Genomic DNA, 999 nt, shown 5'->3' on the forward strand with positions numbered 1-999 from the left:
CCCGCGCCTGTGCAGCCCGAGGCGGCCTGGCGGCCCGCCGGAACGGTCCTGGTGACCGGCGGCACCGGTGCTCTCGGCGCCCGGGTGGCCCGCTGGGCGGCCCGGAACGGCGCCGCCCACCTGCTCCTGGTGAGCCGCACCGGTGCCCAGGCCCCGGGCGCCGACGCCCTGCACGCCGAACTCCGCGAACTCGGCGCCCAAGTCACCTTCGGCGCACTCGACCTGACCGACCGTGAGGCGCTGCGGGCACTGCTCGACGCTCACCCGGTGGACGCCGTCGTCCACACGGCCGGAGTGCTTCAGGACGGGGTCCTCGACGGGCTCACCCCGCGTGCGCTGCGCACCGTCTTCGCGGCGAAGGCTGCCGGGGCACGGAACCTGGACGAGCTGACCCGGGACCGTGACCTCTCCGCCTTCGTCCTGTTCTCCTCCTTCGCCGGCACCGTCGGCTCCGCAGGACAGGCCAACTACGCCGCCGCCAACGCCGTCCTCGACGCCCTCGCCGAGCGGCGCCGAGGTGAGGGTCTGCCGGCCACGTCGATCGCGTGGGGGCCGTGGGCGGGCGGCGGCATGGCAGCCGACACCGACGCCGAGGGCCGCCAGCAGCGCGGCGGCGTCGGCCTCCTCGACCCCGAGCAGGCGCTCGACGCGCTCGAGGCCTGTGCCACGGACGGTCCGGCCGCGATCCTCGTCGCCGACATCGACTGGGCACGCTTCGGTCCCGCCTTCACCGCCGTCCGCCCCAGCCCGCTGCTCGCCGAGGTCTACCACGCTCCGGAAGCTCCTCAGACCACGGCCGCAGCCACCACCGGACTGCGGTCCCGCCTGGCCGGCCTCACCCCCGAGGCCCGACAGCGTGAACTGCTCACCGAGGTCCGCACCCGGGCCGCCGCCGCACTCGGCTACGACGGCCCCGGACAGGTGGGTGCTGAGCGGGCGTTCCGTGATCTGGGTGTGGACTCGTTGATCGCGGTGGAGTTGCGCAACGTCCTGGCGGCT

The 999-nt window shown here is 75.3% G+C and carries 1 protein-coding gene; it reads left to right on the plus strand.

The window, feature by feature from the left end:
- The coding region (locus tag AWZ10_RS36330; RefSeq protein WP_159058484.1) for a beta-ketoacyl reductase at window positions 1-999 on the plus strand (999 nt) is incomplete at both ends.

Origin of the sequence: Streptomyces europaeiscabiei (assembly GCF_001550375.1) — a bacterium.
GTDB classification, from domain to species: domain Bacteria; phylum Actinomycetota; class Actinomycetes; order Streptomycetales; family Streptomycetaceae; genus Streptomyces; species Streptomyces europaeiscabiei.